This window comes from Gluconobacter sp. Dm-62 (assembly GCF_018256155.1).
GTDB lineage: Bacteria > Pseudomonadota > Alphaproteobacteria > Acetobacterales > Acetobacteraceae > Gluconobacter.
Genome location: NZ_JAERLY010000033.1, coordinates 1 through 14039, shown reverse-complemented (window position 1 = coordinate 14039; position 14039 = coordinate 1). Strand labels below are relative to the sequence as shown.

The window sequence follows — 14039 nt, the reverse complement described above, 5'->3', positions numbered from 1 at the left end:
TTCGGAGGCACGCTCGCCATGAAAAGCCCTGTGCCACAGCCCGGCTCCAGCGCACGGCCACCCCGGAACCCCATCTGGGCCGCCAGATCCCACATGGCATGGACGATCAGCTCGGGCGTATAATGGGCGTACTGCGTGGCCCGTGCCAGACCCGCCCGCTCCTGCTGGCTGGTCAGTGCCTCAAGCTGGCTGCCGATCTCTTCCCACCCTGCCCGGAAGGTCTCTCCCGCACGCGGAAACAGGCTGTTGGCCAGCTCTCCGGCCCCGAACCCTGTGAAACGGGCAAGGACGGCCTGCTCGTCGGGGCTGGCGTTGCGGTCTTCTGCTTCCAGCGTGGCCAGAAGGCGGATCGCTGCCAGATTATCGCGAGCGCGCTCTTTCCAGCCCTGAGCGAGGCCACGCGTTCCGCTCAAGACGAAGTCCACCTTCGGCAGGACAGCGGGGATCGAAGTCGGGGCCTTGACGGCCTGCCCTGCAACCTTGGCCGCTTCCTCCAGCGCGCGGTCCCCGGGCAAGTGGCCCCAGAACAGGTTTGCGTTGCTGCCACCAAGGGCGGATGTATCGAAAAAGCTCATCTGGGACGTGGACATCGGAAAACTCCGGACATGCGGCAGCGCCCGGTGCTGCGCGGAGGCAGACCGGGGGGCCGGAAAACAGGATCAGTTCGGGGAGAGAGGCGTCAGGCCTCCCGGATCAGTTCGGGGTCAGAGGGGACCGAAGCGCAGGCGGATCTGCTCGCGCTCGTTCTCGGACAGGCGGGACAGCGCCTCGTGGTGGTAGGTCGAACCCTCGCCTGCCTTCCGCGCCACGCGCCACCAGGCCTGCGGATCGCTGCAATGCAGACCCACCAGACGCGTCTCGTCATTGTCGGGTCCGCAGCCTTCGAGGATCGTCCAGCCCTCTTCGTGGGCCTGTTTGAGGTCGAAGGCGTGGGCCTGTGCGGGGCGTTCGAGGGTGTCTGACATTGTCTTTATTTCCTTTCCTGACCCTCTCCGGCGAGCGCAGGACAGTGCGACCTGCCAGAGCGACGCGCAGCGTCGGGACCGCCCGGCCCGCAGCGTAGCGAGGACACGGACGGACCCACCTCTTGCAGGGCGGGCTGGCCTGTGCTGCCCCCCTCCCCTCTTCTTCCTTTTTTAACCTTCTGTTTTTTCTTCTTTTTTTCAGGTCGGACCTGCGCCCTGTCCGAACGCTCCGGCCGGAAACTCCCAGGCTGGTGTGAGGACGGTCGGGATCGGCCGCGACGACAGGCACACGCGGGCCAGATCGGGCGCCGCCAGTGCAGCCGCATACGGCCTCCCCTGCTCCGCGAGCTGCTCCAGAGAGACGGTGCGCTTGATCGTGCAGCCGAACTGCTGCTCGTACTGCACGAGGCGTTCAAAGCGGGCAGGATCGAGCCAGCGGATCGTTGCAAACTGCCGCGCATCGCCAAAAATACAGGTGGCACAGGACAGCCTGGAGAAGCCGATGCGGTATGGCAGCGCCGGCATCACGTTCCAGCGCTTCAGACTGTCCCAGACCTGCGCCTCGCTCCACTGGTAAACCGGCCGCCAGTGATCGACATGCCGGCGACGGCGGGTGCCATGTCGCGTGTCCGTGCGGTGCGGCTCAAAGGCCGCATAGCGGGCTCGGTTGGGGGCTTTCTTCGGCCCGCTCGCCCGTTACGAACAGCGTGCGCCGGTTCAGAAAGCGCTCCTGCCCGCGCAAGGAGCGATCGGCCACGTCAATCTTGGTGACGCTGGAGCACCATCGGGTCGTCAGGCTGGCGGAGACCTGAGAAAACCGCAGACGTGTGCCGTTTGGCCCCTGCCCTCCTGTACGGATCAGCCCGTCAGGGCTTTCGAAAAGGACAGGCGCCGTCGGGGCAGCGTTGCGGAGCATCTCCCGCTCGAAGCCGCCCTCTCGCCAGGAGCGACAGAGCGGCAGCCCGAAATCCTACGCCAGCGCGCTCACATAGGGCGAGGTGGAGGGCCAGTCCATGAAGGATGGCCCCTGCCCGTCCACCTCGTGGTGCCACAGTTCCAGGCGGCCCTTCGGAGCCCCGGCTTCAAGGAGGTCAAGGAGGCAGGCGGTGCCGTCTTTCCCGCCCGACACGGCCACGATGATGCTGTCATAGGAGGTCAGATCCGGCGTCATGGCACAAACCTGCTGACAGGAGCACCTGTCCGGACAGAGCGGCACATCAGGGCGGTGGGGACAGGAGCGGCCCGGAGCATGAGTGGCTTTACATGCCGGTTGTCCCAGCTCAGGCCTTCGCAGCGTGAGAGGAGTCCAAGCTGGGTGGCCGCCTCATCCCGGCACGCACACACCCGCTCATTGCCGCCCGCACTGCGACGGCAGGGCTCATGAGCTGGCGCGTTGCAGCCCGTGCAGGCGATTGTCAGCGCCGGATCGCCACCTTCCCAGTGCTCGTTGCACTTGCGGCAGGATACGGGCTCCTGCGTATCGGTCCAGCGCATGGGCGGCCGACCGCGTGGTGTTGGGACATAAGGAAGGTAATGACGGCGCATGATGCTCGATCCATTTCTGGTTTTTGAACATCGTCGCGTCCGGCTGGGGGCTGTTCAGACTGCAACAGTGCCGCGCAGCGGCAGGATCAACCCGGCCCGCAGTCACGCGCAGGCGGCATAGCCGGCGAGCATGGCGAGGACACGCGTTGACCCACCTGTTGCTGACTGGGCGGCTCCCAGCCAGCTCTTTTCTTTTGTCTTTTTTCTTCTTGTAATTTTCATTTTCTTCTACCAGTTGCTGCCGATTGCTACCGGTAGCAATCATTTTGACTAGCCTTCCTTCATCCACGAAATCCCCGATAATCTGGCATTATTCCGCTGTTTTCTGGCAGCAGAAAATTTACTGTGCATGCAGTTGGTTGCGTTGCAACCGGTTGCATGCAGTGCTACCGGAAGCATTCAACAGCACGACATGCAACCAATATTAAATGACGGCGCATGATGCTCGATCCATTTCTGGTTTTTGAACATCGTCGCGTCCGCCTGGGGGCTGTTCAGACTGCAACAGTGCCGCGCAGCGGCAGAATCAACGCGGCCCGCAGTCACGCGCAAACGGCGTAGCCGGCGAGCATGGCGAGGACACGCGTTGACCCACCTGTTGCTGACTGGGCGGCTCCCAGCCAGCTCTTTTCTTTTGTCTTTTTTCTTCTTGTAATTTTCATTTTCTTCTACCAGTTGCTGCCGATTGCTACCGGTAGCAATCATTTTGACTAGCCTTCCTTCATCCACGAAATCCCCGATAATCTGGCATTATTCCGCTGTTTTCTGGCAGCAGAAAATTTACTGTGCATGCAGTTGGTTGCGTTGCAACCGGTTGCATGCAGTGCTACTAGAAGCATTCAACAGCACGACATGCAACCAATATTATATGCGTTGCCGCTAGGAGTTCTGATGCCAGTAATTGTTACAGCCAACCCAAAAGGGGGCGCCGGTAAGAGTACCTTCACTCTCGTGATGGCACAGACCCTGACAGCAATGGGAGCAAGCGTCACCGTAATCGACGCCGATCCTAATAAGCCGATTGCCGATTGGCGCACGGGTAACTCACAGGCTGATTTCGAAGTGATTTCCGAGGTGAAGGAAGGAACCGTTATCCGTCAAATCGTCGAGGCTGCCCGTCAAAAGCAGTTCGTCTTTGTTGATCTGGAAGGAACAGCCAGCCGTCTCGTCTCCCGCGCGATTAGCCATGCCGATCTCGTAGTAGTGCCGCTCCAAGCTAGCGGCGTCGATGCACGCCAGGCAAGCCGCGCCATCGACCTAATCCACGAAGAAGAAGAGGCTCTACGCGGTCACGAGATTCCATTCCGCATCATTCTCACTCGTACCAGCCCGGTGATAAAAACGCGCATTGAGCGCGAGATACTCGCGGGCTTGAAACAGGCAGAATTGCCGCTATTTGCAAACGCGCTCAACGAGCGTCAGGCTTACAAGGCGATCTTCGTAAGGCGACTGGCCCTTCAAGAGTTGGACCCGACAGATGTTAATGGTTTGCCAGAAGCACTGAGGAACGCGGAAGCCGTAGCGGAAGAACTTATCTCATCATTCGTCGAGACATCAGACACCGAGGAAATCTCCGCATGAACGACGACGCGTTCGGCTTCAAACCGAAAAAAGTCACTTCAAGATTGGCTGCGATAACACCGCGTGAACCAAGCGCATTAGGCCGCGATGATCTTGAGCGCATTGATCAGGCGGGGCGTAGCGCTGGATTTACAAGCCGCGAAGCGGGCGCGCGATTGGTTCCTCGCAGGAAGAAGTCGGTTGGACCGACTGTGACGATAAACACCAGAGTTCCAGAAGACGTAGCTGAAAGGTTCATTGAGTTTTGTGATGCGAACCGTCTTGCCTACTGGGAAGGCATTCGGGAACTGATGGACCGCGCAAAAGTCTAAAAATGGCATGCTACCGGTAGCACTGCATGCAACTGGTAGCATGCACATTCATGCACTCTGTTCTAGCAAGACTATGGATAATTCCGTTACTCTCGGCTTTCACAGGTGGCGCTCGGCAAAAAGATTGATCTTGCCTTAAGCCTCCTTTTGTTCTCTTTATGTTCTCGTCGAGGAGAACAAAGATGACAACGGACGCCGTGACGCGACTGCGCGAGCAGGTCCGACGCCTGGAGCGTCGAAGCCTTCCTCATTCCCATGCTGACACCCTGCCTACCGGGCATTCTGCCGTCGATGACCATCTCGGCGGTGGCCTCAAAACGGGTAGCCTGCATGACTTTCTGATCTCCGATCCTCTGGAGACGGGGGCCAGTCTCGCGATGCTCGGGCCCATTCTGAAAGAGGGCAGGGGGCCGGTCTTCTGGATCAGCGACACACCTGCCGAACTGAACGCCTGCGGGCTGCATCAGTCGGGTGTTTCACTGGAACATCTGGTCTGCATTGAAACGGACCCGGCCAACCTGCTGTCGGTCGCCGAGGACGTGTTGCGCGGACCAGAGCGCGCAATGGCCGTGATCGCAGGACGTCACGTCCCAACGCTCAAGGAAATCCGCCGCCTCAATCTGGCTGTGGAGGCGAGCGGAAACACAGGCTTTTTCCTGCGCTCTGCGCCTCTCGCACAAGCTCCTGGGAAAGACCCCTGTGCGTGCGCCACGCGGTGGCGGGTCCTCTCCCATCCTTCATCGCCTCAAACGCTTCCGGGACTGACCATGCCGCGTCCCGGTTCCCGACGCCTTTCTGTCACGCTGTTGCGGGTGAGGGGAGGCCGCCATGCTCACTGGATCCTCGACTGCACCGATCATGCGCCGCTTTCTCGCTCTCTGGATGCCCTTCTGGCGCACCGAGCGCCTCCAGCTCTCCCGCCCGGGAGACTTTCCGACCGACAGGCCGCTCGTTGTGCACGCGCTGGCACATAACCGTCACACCGTCACCGGTGTCAGTCCGGCTGCGCTCGCGGCCGGACTGACACCCGGAATGCCGCTGGCACAGGCCCGCTCCCTGGTGTCGGATCTTCTGACGGCAGAAGAAGACGCGGAAGCACAGACTGCCGCGCTGACCGATCTGTGCTCCTGGCTGATCTGGTTGTCGCCGCTGCCCGCGTTCGACGCTCCGGACGGTCTCTACAGCGATACCACCGGATGCGCCCATCTTTACGGGGGTGAGGCGGCCATGCTGGATCTCGTCAGGGAACGCCTGAGGGCAAGGGGGCATTCCTGCTCTGTGGCGCTAAGCGATACGGCCGCTGCCTCACGCGCTCTGGCCCGCTCGCGGATCGACCGGATCTGTCTCGTGCCTCCCGGTCAGCAGAAACAGGCTCTGCATCCTTTGGCCTGTACAGCGCTACCGCTACCCGAAAAGACACTGTCGAGCCTCACCCGGCTCGGCCTCAATACCATTGGCGCCCTTGCAGATCTGCCACGCGCGCCTCTGGCCAAGCGCTTTGGGGCACAGCTTCTCACCTGTCTCGATGAGGCTCTAGGACGGCAGGCCAACCCGCTCAGCGTGTTTCAACCTGCGGACCGGATTTCCCTGACCCGGTCTTTGGTCGAACCCATCAGCACATCGGGCGCCATTGCCACGGTGATTGCCGCACTCGTGCCGGTTGTCTGCGAAAAGCTGGCGGCGCGCGGGGAGGGGGCGCGGCAACTCGACTTTCTCTGTGTGCGCGTGGACGGATCCATTCAGGCCGTCCGCGTGGGGACGTCTGACCCGACGGCTGACGTGACACGTCTGACGCGCCTGCTCAATGGCCAGATCCCGCAGATCGCGCCCGAGTTTGGAATTGAAACCGTCATCCTGACCGTCAGCGCGAACGAACCGCTCGAAGCCGGGCCTGAACGCTCTGTCCTGCCGGACGTCGGGGCATCCTCGGAGCGCGCGCTCCCGGCCACTCTGATCGACCGGCTGTTGAACCGTCCGGGGGTTGTTTCTGTCCACCAGCTCGCGCCCCGGTTTTCCGCCTGGCCGGAAGACGGGCAGTCTCGCGTTTCCCCAGACGACATGGCAAAACCGCCTCTCGCGAGCCAGATGCTCTGGGCGCGGCCGAACATCCTGTTCGATCTGCCCGTCCGGGTGCAGGTGACTGCCCTGCTTCCGGACGGTGCGCCACGCCAGTTCGTCCTGAAGCGGCAGACGCATCGCATCGCGGCGGCCGACGGTCCCGAACGTCTGCTGGGTGAGTGGTGGCAGGCGGCCGAAAGCTACGGCGCGATCCGCGACTACTGGCAGGTCGAGACCACGACCGGCCTGCGCCTGTGGCTGTTTCGCAAAGGCGACGGAACCCACGACTGGTCCGGGTCAGGCGCGTGGTTTCTTCAGGGGGTATTCTGATGGAGCCCCGTGATGATCTGATCCCGGCCAGCACCTCGGACGTGGCCGAAGTCCTGATGCACGCGTTGTGCTATGACGGACGCAGGCGGACGCATGACGCCGCCGAACTGATGGCCCGTCTCGTGGCCGAGCGTCTGGTCGCCTATCTGGAACGCTCCGGATTTGTCGTGATGCGCGCGCCCACCAGCAACGCGCCTGACAGCAGCCGGCACCCCCATCCGCACAGGCGCTGAACCATGAGCGCGCCTTATGTCGAATTGCAGGTGACATCGTCGTTTTCGTTCCTGCGCTCAGGCAGCCAGCCGGATGAACTGATTTTCCAGGCGAAGGCCCTGGGGTATGACACCATCGGTCTGACCGACTGGAACACCGTGGCCGGGGTGATCCGCGCCCATCTGGCGGCGCGTGAGGCCGGTCTGCGTCTTCTGCCGGGATGTCGTCTAACTCTGCGCGATGGCAGTGCGCTCCGGGCCTATCCCCGCAACCGTGCGGGCTGGGCGGGCTTGTGCCAGCTCCTGACCCTTGGTCATCATCGGGGCGAGCGGGACGTGTTCCTTCTGGGATGGGAGGATCTCGTCGCAGCGGCCCCGGACCTCCTCCTAATTTTGTTGCCGCCCGAGGATCTGACAGCGCTTCGCGGGCACGTTCAGAGCCTGCTGGATCTGCCGGGACAAAGGGCAGGCGAAGAAGAAATCCGGTTTCTTGCGCTGACGATGCTCCGGCAGCCGGGAGACCTGGCGCGGCTTCACGCGCTCGCGGCGTTCAGTGCAGCCCAAGGTCTGGCCTGCGTTGTGACAGGAGATGTTCTCTACCACGATGCGCGCCGGCACGTTCTTCAGGACGTGGTCACGGCCATCCGGGAAGGCTGCACGGTCGATGATCTTGGCAACCGCCGTCACGTTCACGCCGATCGCCATCTGAAAGCCCCTGAAGAACAGGCGCGCCTGTTCGCCGCCTTTCCGGACGCTCTGGCCAACACGCGGCGGATTGCCGAGGCCTGCGCCTTCAGTCTCGATGACCTGACGTACCAGTATCCGACCGAAACCGAGCGCACGGGCGAAAGCGCGCAGGAGACCCTGACACGCCTGGTCCAGGCCGCGCTACCGCGTCGCTACCCGGCCGGGGCACCGCCTGAGGTCGAGACGCAGATTGCCCACGAGCTGAGGCTGATCGGCTCTCTGGCCTACGCGCCGTATTTTCTGACCGTGAACACCATTGTCCGTCATGCCCGCTCGCTTGGCATTGTCTGTCAGGGGCGGGGATCTGCCGCGAACTCGGCCGTCTGCTATGTCCTGGGAATCACGAGTATTGACCCGGTCCGCTCGGGCCTGCTGTTCGAGCGGTTCATCTCGGCCGAACGGCAGGAACCGCCGGATATTGACGTGGATTTCGAGAGCGACCGCCGTGAGGAAGTCATCCAGTGGATCTACCGCCATTACGGCCGCCATCGCGCCGCCCTGTGCGCCACGGTGCAGCGCTATCAGCCCAAAGGCGCCTTACGGGAAGTGGGTAAGGTTCTGGGCTTGCCCGAAGATCTGACCGGCCAGCTTTCAAAACATATCGCCTCATCGTTAGCCGATCCCGATCTGTGCAAGGCGCGTGCGGCCGATCTTGGCCTGAACCTGAAGGATCGCCGGCTCAGTCTGACGTTCCATCTCGCACGTCTGCTTCTGGGCTTTCCCCGCCAGCTCGGCACCCATCCGGGCGGATTTGTGCTGACCGAGGATCGCCTGGATGAACTCGTCCCCCTGATGCCGACCGCCATGGACGAGAGGCAGATCATCGTCTGGGATAAGGATGACATCGACGTCCTGCGCTTCATGAAGGTGGACGTTCTGGGCTTGGGAATGCTCGGCTGTCTGCGTCGCGGGTTTGAGCTGCTGCACACCGTGTATCAGACGCGTATGGATCTCGCTTCGATCCCAGCCGAGGATCCGCAGACCTATCGCATGATCCAGAAGGCGGACACGCTCGGCACGTTCCAGATCGAAAGCCGGGCGCAGATGTCCATGCTGCCGCGCATGAAGCCCCGGACCTTTTATGATCTGGTCATTCAGGTGGCGATCGTCCGGCCGGGACCGATCCAGGGGGACATGGTCCATCCCTATCTCCGCAGAAGAGAGAAACTGGAGCCTGTCACCTACCCGTCCGAGACCCTGCGCGGCATTCTGGGGAAAACACTGGGTGTCCCGCTGTTCCAGGAGCAGGCCATGCAAGTGGCGATCCACTGCGCAGGCTTTACGCCAGGCGAAGCCGACCAGCTCCGCCGCGCGATGGCGACGTTCAAAATGACCGGGGGCGTGTCGCCGTTCCGGGACAAACTGGTGAACGGGATGCTGGACAATGGGTATGAGCAGGACTTTGCCGAGCAGACCTTCGCGCAGCTCGAAGGTTTTGGCAGTTACGGTTTTCCGGAAAGCCATGCCGCCTCGTTTGCCCTGATTGCCTATGCCTCGGCCTGGATGAAGTGCCATTACCCGGATGTGTTCTGTGCCGCCCTGCTGAACTCTCAGCCGATGGGATTTTATGCCCCCTCGCAGATTGTTCAGGACGCGCAACGGCATGGGGTCGAGGTCCGGCAGATCTGCATCAACGCCTCCCGATGGGATTGCACACTGGAGCGCGGCCGGAACGGACGGCACGCGGCGGTCCGGCTGGGGTTCAGGATGGTGCGCGGGTTGGCGAACGGCCATGGGGCCGCCCTGATCGCAGCCCGGATGCCGGACTATGAGAGCATTGACGATGTCTGGCGCCGTGCGGATGTGCCGGTCTCGGCCCTGGAATGTCTCGCGGAAGCAGACGCTTTCCGGGTGTTTGGACAAATGCGCCGTGCTGCGCTCTGGTCAATCAAAGGGTTGGCGGATACCGCTCTACCGTTGTTCGAAGCGGCTGATCGGGGCCGGAACTTTCCGCTACCGGAAGTAATCGAGCCGGAGATTTCCTTGCCACTAATGTCAGAGCGGGCCTCAGTGCATGAGGATTATCGGGCGACGGGACTCAGCCTGAACGGGCACCCAATCGCGTTTCTACGGGAGGGCCTGCGAAAGGAAGGGATCGTTCGTTGCGGGGATCTCCCGTATCTGCGGGATGGGCGTCGGATCCAGCTCACCGGATTGGTGTTGATGCGGCAAAGGCCAGGGACGGCCAACGGCACCATGTTCGTCACGATCGAAGACGAAACCGGCACGGCCAATCTGATCGTCTGAAAGGACGTGCAGGAGGAATACCGCCGTCCTCTTCTCGCGTCCCGTCTTCTGGCCTGTAAGGGCCGGCTTCAGAAGGAAGGCGAGGTGATTCATGTCGTTGTGCTTAGTCTGGAAGACCGTACGCCGTTACTTCAGGGATCGGAGCTCCTGAAGGCACGGGACTTTCGGTAGGAAAGATAAGAGCTTCGAACGATCTTGTTTTCAAAATAGAGAACTCGTTGTTGATGTTGAACCTGTGGAGGTGTGGGCAGCAATGGGGGGGGCAAACGGAATGTCTGCTTTGCGATATATGCTACAAAAATCGGACATTTTCGACAGCATCAGAGCGAGTCACCTTGGGAAATATGCTTAAAACCATGCGTCGAGGATGGCTGGCTCGAGATAGGGCGTCACCTGCACGAGATACGACCATTGCGCGTCAAAAGCGGCTTGCTTGAGATAGGGGCGGTGAAACATCTCAAAGACGGCGTGCCCGAGTTTTTCGTTCGATGCGTCATACCCGATGTGGATATCCATCGCACACCTGTCAGCCATCTTGGCCTTGGAGAGTCGAAGGCAGTCTAGGCTCAGGACTCATAGCCAGAACATGACGGTTGCAGCGAGGCAGATGGCTGAGAAGAAGACGGTCGGGCATCTGTCATAGCGGGTTGCGACCCGCCGCCAGTCCTTGAGGCGACCGAACATGATTTCGATGCTGTTGCGACGTTTGTATCTTCTCTTGTCATATTTGACTGGTTTTCCGCGGGATCTCCGTCCCGGAATGCAGGGCCTGATCCCTTTTCCCTCCAGGGCATCCCTGAACCAGTCAGCATCATAACCCCGGTCCGCCAGCATCCATTGTGCCATGGGCAGGCTGTCCAGCAAGGCAGAGGCTCCGGTGTAATCACTGACCTGTCCTGCTGTCATGAAGAAGCTCAGCGGTCGTCCGTTCTGATCGGTGATCGCATGCAGCTTCGTGTTCATGCCACCTTTTGTCCGTCCGATCAGTCGCCCTGGATCCCCTTTTTTAGCCGCAGGCTCGAAGCCGTGCGGTGCGCCTTGAGATACGTCGCATCAATCATAATCGTCTGGGGCTCTGCCTTTCCGGCAGCCAGACCGTCCATCATCCGGGAAAAGATCCCCATGGCACCCCAGCGCTTCCAGCGGTTGTACAGTGTCTTATGTGGACCGTATTCCCGGGGCGCATCACGCCAGCGCAAGCCATTACGGTTCACAAAAATGATCCCGCTCAACACTCGACGGTCATCAACACGAGGTTTGCCGTGGCTCTTGGGAAAGAATGGTCGCAGGCGCTCCATCTGATCGTCCGTCAGCCAAAACAGGTCGCTCATCTTCAGTCTCCTTGCAGAGCCTGAATCAAAATTCCCTACAAAAATCAATGGGTCCTGAGCCTAGGAGTCAGGCACCCTTCCGTCGAAAAGAGGCTTCAGGCTGGAAAGCCTCTTGAAGCTCGGTCACAAAGACCCGCAGCTTTGGTGTCATAACCGGACCTGCGTTATAGAGCAGGTGCATGGGCCTGTCCGGAACTTTCCACCTGGGCATAAGCCGGACAAGCCGTTTGCTTTTCATATCTGGAAGCAGAGCCTGCTCGTATCCCAGCAGAATGCCATCGCCACCAAGAGCTGCAGAATGCAGAACACTTGAATCATTACTGATTATCTTCCCGGACACGGTGACAGGTCGCGTAACGCTCCCCTGAGAAAGGTACCACGTGGTTACAGGGCCGCCGGAGTTTTCATATACGAGACACTCGTGGCGCATCAGATCTTCGGGCTGCCCTGGAAAACCGTGTTTTTCCAGATAGGTTTGAGCCGCGCAGATGACCCGACGATAGGCCGTCAAAGGACGACTGACCGCTGTAAGGTCCGTTTCCAGTTCACCAATTCGGATCACAGCCTCATGACCATCCATTGTGGGGTGAACCAGTTGGTCTGTCAGGGATAAATGCACTTGAATTTCTGGGTATCTTTTTTGAAAACTGTGAATAAATGATAGAAATACCGTTCGCCCGAAGGTGACTGGGACGCTGACAGATAATGTGCCGCGCGGTGTGCCAAGCATATTGGCTGCCAGACTGTCAGCTTGTTCAGCAGCCTGCAGAACAAGCCGACATTGCTCGCAATAGAGGCGTCCTGTTTCAGTCAGACTTTGCCGACGTGTCGTTCGATGCAACAGGCGAGCACCAAGGTGATGCTCCAGAGCCTCTATATGCTTGGCGACCATCTGCGGCGACAAAGTCAGATGCTGGGAGGCCGCAGCAAAGGACCCCAATTCCACGACCTTGATAAAAATCTTCATGCTGGTTAACCGGTCAAGCATTCATCATCCTCAGTTGTGACTGATGTCTCGTATCGACAATTTATCCAGCGAAAAAGAGGAATATGCTGAAGGCTTCGAGTGATTGGCAAGTCTAGTTCTGGTGGAGACTTTCGAAATGCCTGTTTATCTTGTGCGCATGGACCACCCTGACGGCGAGGGATGGGGACAGCATGTCGCAGCCCACGTGTTGTATCTCAGGCGCCTTATTCAGGAAGGCAGCCTGCTGGCCTCCGGTCCGTTGAAAGGTACCCCATTGCGCTCCGGCTTTCTAATTATGAAAGGCGCCAATCGGCAGGAGATTGACGCGATGATTGCCGGTGATCCCTTTGCATCCGAAGGTTTGATTTGTGATCTGCGGATTGAAGAATGGGACCCACTATTCGGGTGCCTGTCAAACCATGCAACAGGCGCACTCCCGCAAGAATTGAAGTCTCTTTTCCCTTCATGACGACAGCGCTGTGTTTTTTGAGAAATAAGAACGAAAACAGAGCCTTGGGATTATGAACGATCTTCAGTGGTATACTGTAGGGGATGCCCGCATACTAAAAATACAGGATCTGACGCTGGCAGCACTCACTCCAGAACACTTGCTTCCTGACTGGGATGATGCAACGGCACTTCAGGTCTATCCTGATCTGTCTGAAACGCTGGATGCTTCAGAAACGAAAATCCTTTTGAGCGTTCATAGCTGGCTCATCAAGGATCGCGGTCGGAACATTCTTGTGGATACGGGGGCCGGGAATAGCAAGGCTCGACCTGCTGCTCTGTATTTCGATCACTTGCACACCGTGTGGCTTGAAAATCTGATGCGCGCTGGCGTCCGGCCAGAAGATATCGATTTTGTTCTTCTCACCCATCTGCATGTTGATCATGTGGGGTGGAACACACGCCTGCAAAATGGCATCTGGGTTCCGACCTTCCCGAATGCCCGATATGTCTTTTCTAGAGCCGAATATGATTTTTTCAGTAATCCAGTTCATGATAGCGTCCGTAATAAAACCAGTTTCATGACACGCATTGATAGCGTTGATCCGATTATCTCGGCGGGTCTTGCGGATCAGATTGACGTAGACGGATCCGAAGTTCTTGAAGGAATTTCCTTTCACCCCACACCTGGGCATACGCCACATCACGCGTCTCTTGTGCTGAAATCAGGTATGGAGCGTGCGCTCTTCACGGGTGATGTCATGCATCACCCTATTCAGGTGTGTATTCCGGAGTGGAGTGCCGTTTTTGATGCAGATCCTCAGATAGCCATCATATCGCGCAAATGGGCTTTGAATTATGCTGCCGAACACACCGCAGCAGTATTCACATCGCATTTTCCGATGACATCCGCTGGAAAAGTGATGACATACGACCAGGGAAGGGGTTGGTCTTTCCTCTAGGGCTGCCATTATGTCCGCTGTTCACCTCGTTCAATTCCATTGCGGACATTCCGCTTTCCTCCCTAATTCGCCTGTCTGCTCAAGGGAACCAGAACAGACAGGCGGCAGTCGCCCTCATGTCGGTCGTTTGGACCACAAGGTTGTTTGCCAAATAGCGGACATCAGCGCTTCAAAGCCTTGTTGCAGAGATTGTCTGGATCTCACTAATTGTACCTCTTGAATGATCCCAAGACACAGACGGGCAACCCATGGACGTTGCGATGAAAATTTCAGCGATACGGAATTGTGATCGGATCATATGACAAGCACGCCCTTGGATCCTCGTCATACTGCCCT

Annotated in this window: 17 protein-coding genes and 1 pseudogene; 8 read left to right on the top strand and 10 right to left on the bottom strand. The window is 59.3% G+C overall.

Annotated elements, in window-relative coordinates; all coding sequences use genetic code 11:
- The 7 genes and pseudogenes from JK202_RS15635 to JK202_RS15615 all read right to left on the bottom strand — a co-directional run.
- Window positions 1–590, bottom strand: a pseudogene (locus JK202_RS15635) (lactate dehydrogenase); the annotation flags it as partial.
- A gap of 114 nt (window positions 591–704) precedes the next feature.
- A complete protein-coding gene (locus tag JK202_RS15630) occupies window positions 705–965 on the bottom strand; it encodes a hypothetical protein (RefSeq protein ID WP_211562381.1) in 261 nt (86 codons plus the stop codon).
- Window positions 966–1163: 198 nt separating this feature from the next.
- Window positions 1164–1490 (bottom strand): hypothetical protein, encoded by a 327-nt coding sequence (locus JK202_RS16355; protein ID WP_249200175.1) that lies wholly within the window; start codon window positions 1488–1490, stop codon window positions 1164–1166.
- 118 nt (window positions 1491–1608) lie between these two features.
- On the bottom strand, window positions 1609–1881 hold the full coding sequence (locus JK202_RS16350; protein WP_249200174.1) for a hypothetical protein: 273 nt from the start codon (window positions 1879–1881) through the stop codon (window positions 1609–1611).
- Window positions 1882–1935: 54 nt separating this feature from the next.
- Window positions 1936–2136 (bottom strand): hypothetical protein, encoded by a 201-nt coding sequence (locus JK202_RS16345; RefSeq protein ID WP_015074893.1) that lies wholly within the window; start codon window positions 2134–2136, stop codon window positions 1936–1938.
- Entirely contained in the window at window positions 2133–2510 is a 378-nt protein-coding gene (locus tag JK202_RS15620; protein WP_041240861.1) for a hypothetical protein, read from the bottom strand. Before JK202_RS15620 ends, JK202_RS16345 begins: the two co-directional genes overlap by 4 nt.
- 399 nt (window positions 2511–2909) lie before the next feature.
- Window positions 2910–3215 (bottom strand): hypothetical protein, encoded by a 306-nt coding sequence (locus tag JK202_RS15615; RefSeq protein ID WP_224777939.1) that lies wholly within the window; start codon window positions 3213–3215, stop codon window positions 2910–2912.
- A 186-nt stretch (window positions 3216–3401) separates the two neighbouring features.
- Here JK202_RS15615 and JK202_RS15610 point away from each other — a divergent pair, with 186 nt between their 5' ends.
- The 6 genes from JK202_RS15610 to JK202_RS15585 all read left to right on the top strand — a co-directional run bounded on the left by JK202_RS15610 (window position 3402) and on the right by JK202_RS15585 (window position 9996).
- Window positions 3402–4091 carry a ParA family protein gene (locus JK202_RS15610; protein ID WP_029495913.1) on the top strand — a complete coding sequence of 230 codons (690 nt, stop codon included), beginning with the start codon at window positions 3402–3404 and terminating at the stop codon, window positions 4089–4091.
- Window positions 4088–4402 (top strand): hypothetical protein, encoded by a 315-nt coding sequence (locus JK202_RS15605; protein ID WP_015074887.1) that lies wholly within the window; start codon window positions 4088–4090, stop codon window positions 4400–4402. Before JK202_RS15610 ends, JK202_RS15605 begins: the two co-directional genes overlap by 4 nt.
- A 182-nt stretch (window positions 4403–4584) precedes the next feature.
- A complete protein-coding gene (locus JK202_RS15600; RefSeq protein WP_015074886.1) occupies window positions 4585–5376 on the top strand; it encodes an ImuA family protein in 792 nt (263 codons plus the stop codon).
- Window positions 5261–6790 carry a DNA polymerase Y family protein gene (locus tag JK202_RS15595; protein ID WP_249200177.1) on the top strand — a complete coding sequence of 510 codons (1530 nt, stop codon included), beginning with the start codon at window positions 5261–5263 and terminating at the stop codon, window positions 6788–6790. The genes JK202_RS15600 and JK202_RS15595 overlap by 116 nt, the downstream gene beginning before the upstream one ends.
- Entirely contained in the window at window positions 6790–7023 is a 234-nt protein-coding gene (locus JK202_RS15590; RefSeq protein ID WP_041240859.1) for a hypothetical protein, read from the top strand. The genes JK202_RS15595 and JK202_RS15590 overlap by 1 nt, the downstream gene beginning before the upstream one ends.
- A gap of 3 nt (window positions 7024–7026) precedes the next feature.
- Entirely contained in the window at window positions 7027–9996 is a 2970-nt protein-coding gene (locus JK202_RS15585; protein WP_225198658.1) for an error-prone DNA polymerase, read from the top strand.
- Window positions 9997–10344: 348 nt separating this feature from the next.
- On the opposite strand, the gene JK202_RS15580 is transcribed toward JK202_RS15585, so the two are convergent.
- The 3 genes from JK202_RS15580 to JK202_RS15570 all read right to left on the bottom strand — a co-directional run bounded on the left by JK202_RS15580 (window position 10345) and on the right by JK202_RS15570 (window position 12315).
- On the bottom strand, window positions 10345–10512 hold the full coding sequence (locus JK202_RS15580) for a hypothetical protein (protein WP_015074881.1): 168 nt from the start codon (window positions 10510–10512) through the stop codon (window positions 10345–10347).
- A 57-nt stretch (window positions 10513–10569) separates the two neighbouring features.
- Window positions 10570–11327 (bottom strand): IS5 family transposase gene (locus tag JK202_RS15575; RefSeq protein ID WP_100225173.1). Its coding sequence is split into 2 segments (ribosomal slippage): window positions 10570–11006 and window positions 11006–11327, totalling 759 coding nucleotides; the frame shifts between segments, so codons are not numbered across the junction.
- A gap of 67 nt (window positions 11328–11394) precedes the next feature.
- A complete protein-coding gene (locus tag JK202_RS15570; RefSeq protein ID WP_015074865.1) occupies window positions 11395–12315 on the bottom strand; it encodes a LysR family transcriptional regulator in 921 nt (306 codons plus the stop codon).
- Window positions 12316–12430: 115 nt separating this feature from the next.
- On the opposite strand from JK202_RS15570, the gene JK202_RS15565 reads away from it, so the two are divergent.
- Together JK202_RS15565 and JK202_RS15560 are read left to right on the top strand one after the other, a co-directional pair.
- Window positions 12431–12763, top strand: a complete 333-nt coding sequence (locus JK202_RS15565; RefSeq protein WP_016737605.1) for a YciI family protein — start codon at window positions 12431–12433, stop codon at window positions 12761–12763.
- Between the two features lie 52 nt (window positions 12764–12815).
- Window positions 12816–13703 carry an MBL fold metallo-hydrolase gene (locus JK202_RS15560; RefSeq protein ID WP_015074864.1) on the top strand — a complete coding sequence of 296 codons (888 nt, stop codon included), beginning with the start codon at window positions 12816–12818 and terminating at the stop codon, window positions 13701–13703.
- The last annotated feature ends 336 nt before the right edge of the window (window positions 13704–14039 follow it).